The sequence below is a fragment of the Bradyrhizobium sp. genome, assembly GCF_049581145.1.
Classification (GTDB): domain Bacteria; phylum Pseudomonadota; class Alphaproteobacteria; order Rhizobiales; family Xanthobacteraceae; genus Bradyrhizobium.
The window spans coordinates 1-5,804 of record NZ_JBAURI010000220.1 but is presented as its reverse complement, the minus strand read 5'-3'; the positions used below and the strand labels follow the sequence as shown (position 1 = coordinate 5,804).

Sequence of the window (5,804 nt, the reverse complement as noted above, 5' to 3'; positions counted from 1 at the left end):
TCGTTATCCTTCGTACCAAACAGCATCCTTCGGACCAGACAGAGTGAATGCAAAAAATCCCCCCTCCCACGATTCCACGAGAGCGCCAACCGGCATCGAAGGGTTAGACCGGATTCTTGGCGGTGGTCTCACGCCGCATCGCGTATATCTCGTTGAGGGAACGCCGGGCACGGGAAAGACCACACTTGCCTTGCAGTTCTTGCTGGAGGGCGTCCGGCGCGAGGAGCCGGGACTTTACATCACCCTTTCCGAAACGGCCGAGGAATTGAGCGCGGTGGCCGCAACCCATGGCTGGTCACTCGAGCCGCGTCTGCTGTTTGAGCTTGTCAACCAAACTGACCTCAATCCGGAGAGCGAGCAGACCATTCTGCATCCGTCGGAGGTCGAGCTTGGTGAAACCACGCACGGCGTGATGAATCGCGTCGATGAATTGCGGCCCTCGAGGGTGGTCTTCGACAGTCTCTCGGAAATGAGATTGTTGGCGCAAAATCCGCTGCGCTACCGCCGGCAGATCCTCACGCTCAAGCAGTTTTTCGCGAGCCGTGCCTGCACGGTGCTGATGCTGGACGACCGCACCTCGGACGCAAACGACCTGCAGCTTCACAGCATCGCTCATGGCGTGATCTCGCTGGAACAGTCGGCGAGGGAGTTCGGCACCGAACGGCGTCGGCTGCGCGTGGTCAAGATGCGCGGCATCAAATTCAGGGGTGGCTATCACGACTTCATCCTGGAGCGGGGCGGCCTTGCCGTCTTTCCAAGGCTCGTGGCGGCGGAACACCATGCCGAATATTCCCCTCGCGCGAATTCGACCGGGAACAAGGAACTCGACCTGTTGCTGGGCGGCGGCTTGCCGCCCGGCACCAATACGCTGCTCAGCGGACCGTCCGGCGTCGGCAAGACGACGACAGCGATGGCTTGCATTTTCGCCGCCTTGAGCAGGGACGCCAAGGCAACCTATTTCTTGTTTGACGAAGGAATTTCCACGCTGCTCTTGCGCAGCAAGGCGCTCGGGATGGATTTGAGTCCATTCATCGATCGCGGCCAGCTGGATATCCAGCAGATCGATCCCGCCGAGCTGTCGCCCGGCGAATTCGCCAGCCGGGCCAGGATGTCGGTCGAGCAGCACGGTTCCTCCTACGTGGGCATCGATAGCCTCAATGCCTATCTGCAGGCCATGCCAGGCGAGCAATATCTGCTGCTGCAGATGCACGAATTGCTCAGCTACCTCAATCAGTCGGGAATCACGACCCTGTTGGTCCTGGGTCAGCATGGCATGATCGGAGGCATGCGCTCCGATATCGATCTGAGCTATCTGAGTGACGCCATTCTGCTGTTTCGTTTTTTCGAGGCGCAAGGCGAGGTCAGGACGGCGATCTCGGCGATCAAGAGCCGCACCAGCGCGCACGAACGGTCGATACGGGAATTCAAGCTAACCGCGCGGGGTCTTGAGGTGGGGCCGGCTCTGCGTGATTTCGAGGGCGTTCTGACCGGCCTGCCATCATACAAGGGCGGCACGGCGCTGCTGGCATCGTCGTCAGCCGAACCTCGAAGGAGATAGGCTGCGTGCGCGAAACGATCCTGATCTTGGCGCCGCGCGGCAGGGATGCGGAGGTGATCGTCCGGGTGCTGCAAAAGATCGGTGTCGCAGGCGTGATCTGCCAAACCCTCGAGGAGCTTCACGACGGCCTGGGGGATGATGTGGCCGGCGTCATCGTCACCGAGGAATCGCTTTCGGGGTCCGAGCTGGATCGCTTGCTCGACTGGTTCATGCGCCAGTCGGCATGGTCGGATCTTCCGGTCATCGTTCTTGCGACGAAACAGGCCGGCCGCAGATCCCACAGCGCTTCGGCGCTGCTTCAGCGGCTTGGCAATGTCATCCTGCTGGAGAGGCCAGTCAACGCCGAGACGCTGCAAAGCGCCGCTCAATCGGCGCTTCGTGCGCGCAGGCGGCAGTACCAGGCCAAGTCTCTGCTGGAGGAACAGCGGCGCGCGGCTGCCGAGCTGCGCGCGCTCAACGACCATTTGGAGCAGCGCGTCGAGCAGCGCACCAATGAACTGAGCGATGCGCGCGAGACCTTGTCGTTTGCGCTGGATTCCGCAGGAATGGGATCCTGGGATTTCGACTTGATGTCCAACACGGCCCGGCGCACGGCCAAGCACGACCAGATCTTCGGATATGAGGAACTGCTCCCGTGCTGGGGTATCCCCCAGTTCCTCGGCCACGTCATGAATGAGGACCGGGAGACCGTCGAACGCGCATTCGAGCGGGCGCCTGAACTGGGTGCCCTGGATATCGAGTGCCGCATTCGTCGCGCCGACGGCCGGATCTCCTGGATCGCGGCCAAGGGACGGGTTGGCTACGGGCCGGACAAACACCCGGTGCGGATGGCTGGAGTCCTGATGGACATCACGCAACGCAAGCAAACCGAAGCCGCATTCCATCAAGCCCAGAAGATGGAGGCGATCGGCCAACTGACGGGAGGAGTGGCCCACGACTTCAACAATCTGCTGACGGTCATTGTCGGCGGTCTCGACATGGTCACCCGCCATCCGGATCAGCCGGACCGGGTCGCGCGACTGGCTCAGGCCGCGATGACCGCGGCGCGGCGCGGCGAAAAGCTGACGCAGCAATTGCTCGCCTTCTCCCGCCGCCAGATGCTGCGCCCCGAGACCCTCAATCCAAATCGGCTGTTGCTCGATTTTGATGCGCTCGCAAAAAGAGCGGTCGGCGACGCCATAACCCTGACATTCGACCTGGATCCGGGTGTCCACCCGATTCACGTCGATCCCACGCAACTCGAATCCGCCATTCTCAATCTGCTGGTGAATTCGCGCGACGCGATGCCCAGCGGCGGCACGATCCTGATCTCGAGCAGAAACGTGCATCGGGCCACCGACGCTGTGGCCGACAAAGGCCTGAATCCCGGTGGCTATGTCGTTCTCTGCGTGAGGGACCATGGCACAGGCTTCGAACCAAAGACCTTGGCCCATGCGTTCGAGCCGTTCTTCACGACCAAAGAGGTCGGCAAGGGTTCCGGGCTGGGATTGGCTCAGGTCTACGGGTTTGCACGCAGCGCCGGCGGGGATGTCGTGATCGAATCGGAGCCTGGCAAGGGAACGACGGTCAAGCTGTTCTTCCCGCGCTCGAATGAAGCTCCTTCGGGCCGGCACGCGACGACCTCGGCGCAATTGCCGTTGCGAAAAGCCGCGGCGGGGGAGACCGTATTGCTGGTGGAGGACGACGAGCAGGTCTTGAGCATGGCGATCGAGAGCCTGGAGGAGTTGCACTATAAGGTCGTCGTCGCCCGCAATGCGCACGAGGCGCTCGACTATCTTCGGGGAGCCAGGCGCATCGATATCATGTTCTCCGACGTGGTGATGCCGGGAGGCATGAATGGGGCTCAATTGGCATTCGAGGCGCGCCGTTTGCGTCCTGAATTGAAAGTGCTACTCACCTCCGGCTATGTCGGCGACGCCGCGGAAGGCAGTCAGCTCTCCGAAAGAGACCTTCCGGTTCTGACCAAGCCCTATCGAAGAGACGAACTTGCCGAGAAGCTGCGGATCGCTTTGGGATCGGGACCATAAGGTGTGGTTCTCGTACAAGCGACGACCATCGGGATCACCATGTCACGGAATGGAGCGATAATGAACTGGCTTCTCGCACCTCTTGCAGTTCTGCTCGGAGCCGCTCTGACCACCCAGGTCGCGACGAACACTGAGCTCGGCAAAGCGCTCGGTAACTCCTACATTCCGGCCACCGTCAACATGGCGTCTGGCCTGCTCGTCACCATGATCTTGACATGGGCCCTGACGTCGGAGTGGCCTTCGCGAGAGATGGTGCGCGAAGCGCCGTGGTACGTCTGGCCTGCCGGCGGCGTGTTGGGTGCGACCTATCTCACCGGAAACATCCTGCTCGCGCCTAAGCTCGGAGCGGGCGCTCTGGTGGCTCTCATCGTCGCCGGGCAGCTCATATTCTCGGTTCTGCTCGACCATTTCGGCTGGTTCGGGTTCGCGCAACATTCCGCCGGCATCGCTCGCCTGGCCGGATGTTGTCTGATGATCGCCGGCGTTTTTCTCATCTCCAGGTTCTGACGCGTGCAATTGGGGACAGACATCATTCCTGGCTGCGACCGAAAGCCGAACACGGCTCGTCGGGAGCGATTCAAGCCACGTTTTGTGACGAGCAGCCCGGTTGAGAACTGTTGGAGCGGACGAGAAATCTCATGAATAAGGAAACCGAATGACAAATCCCACCGTCCCGCCCGGCGCGCCAGGCATACAGCCGCGCTGGACCTCGAGCGCCAAGAGCGCGGTGGGGACGGCCGCGGACTCGGCGAGCAGGGTGTGGTTCACGATCAGCCACGGTATTCTCAACGAAATCTATGCGCCGCGGCTCGATACAGCCTGCATTCGCGATTGTGGGCTCATCGTCACCGCGAAAAACTATTTTTCCGAAGAGAAGCGCGACGCCGATCATACCGTCGTCTTGATCGAAGATGGCGTTCCGGCTTTTCGCCTCGTCAACACATCCAGGGACGGCCGCTATCGCATCACCAAGTCGGTTCTGTCCGATCCCGAGCGTGAAGTCGTGCTTCAGGAGCTGCATTTCGAAGCGCTGCTAGGCCAACCGTCCGACTATCAGGTTCACGCGCTGATCGCGCCTCATCTTGTCAATGCCGGCGTCGGGAATACGGCCTGGGTGGGCGACTTCAAGGGACGGCCGATGCTGTTCGCGCAAGCGCGAGGGATGTCGCTTGCGATCGCGTCCTCGACCGCCTGGACCGCGCGATCGGTCGGCTATGTCGGGATATCCGACGGCTGGCAGACATTGATCCGCGGCGAGGGTTTGAAGCCCGAATATCAATCCGCGCCGAACGGCAACGTCGCTCTATCCGGTACGCTCGACCTTGCGAACAGCGGCGGCCGCGCGCTGCTGGCGATAGGCTTTGGCGCGCAGCCGGAAGAAGCCGCCTTTCGCGCCGTCCTCAGCCTGCAACAAGGCGCGGCATCGGCGCTCAAGGCATACTCGGCGGGATGGCGCAACCTGCAGACCGGGTTCCTGCCGCTCGACGAACCCCGTGTTCCCGGGCAATTGAACCGCTATCGGGTCAGCACCGCGGTGCTGGCGTCGCATCGCGACGATGCATCAGGCGCGATGATTGCCAGCCTCTCGATCCCCTGGGGATTCCGCAATGGCGATGATGATCTCGGCGGCTATCATCTGGTCTGGCCGCGGGACCTGGTGCAGACCGCGGGCGGATTTCTCGCCGCGGGGGCAAAAACCGCTGCAAAGTCGGTGCTCGATTATCTGATGGCCGTTCAGGAATCCGACGGTCATTGGGTGCAGAATTCGTGGCTCGACGGCCGGCCTTATTGGCAGGGCGTCCAGATGGATGAAACGGCGTTTCCGATCCTGCTGTACGATATGCTGTTGCGCGCCGGCGCGATCGAGGCGTCACAGGCCGGACATTATCAACGCTTGATCGAGACCGCCGCCGGTTACATCGTCCGCGCCGGCCCGACCACCCAGCAGGACCGCTGGGAAGAAGACGCCGGCTATTCTCCCTTCACGCTGGCGGTTGAGATCGCGGCGCTGCTGGCGGCGGCCGATGCGATGGAGGCGGCCGGCAACGGCCCCAAGGCGCAATATTTGCGTGATGTCGCCGACGGCTGGAACGAGCAGATCGATGACTGGACCTATGCGACCGACACCGAACTTTCCCGCCGGCTCGGGATCGATGGCTATTATATGCGGATTGGATTTGCCGGCAGCGACGGCGCGTTCGGGTCGCGCGGCCTGATCC

4 protein-coding genes are annotated in these 5,804 nt (G+C 61.9%); all 4 read left to right on the top strand.

The annotated features are described in order from the left end of the window. The first annotated feature begins 43 nt into the window (after positions 1-43). Entirely contained in the window at positions 44-1,558 is a 1,515-nt protein-coding gene (locus WCB02_RS07275; protein WP_423957157.1) for an ATPase domain-containing protein, read from the top strand. Further along, positions 1,555-3,585, top strand: coding sequence for an ATP-binding protein (locus WCB02_RS07270; RefSeq protein WP_423957158.1), 2,031 nt, complete (start codon positions 1,555-1,557; stop codon positions 3,583-3,585). Before WCB02_RS07275 ends, WCB02_RS07270 begins: the two co-directional genes overlap by 4 nt. A 60-nt stretch (positions 3,586-3,645) precedes the next feature. After that, on the top strand, positions 3,646-4,092 hold the full coding sequence (locus WCB02_RS07265) for a DMT family transporter (protein WP_423957156.1): 447 nt from the start codon (positions 3,646-3,648) through the stop codon (positions 4,090-4,092). A 148-nt stretch (positions 4,093-4,240) separates the two neighbouring features. Further along, positions 4,241-5,804 (top strand): glycoside hydrolase family 15 protein (locus WCB02_RS07260; protein ID WP_423957155.1); only part of this gene is annotated, 1,564 nt, incomplete at its 3' end.

Excerpts from the sequence above, each read along its gene's own strand:
- WCB02_RS07265 (WP_423957156.1), top strand. The coding sequence starts at position 3,646 with ATGAACTGGCTTCTCGCACCTCTTGCAGTTCTGCTCGGAGCCGCTCTG.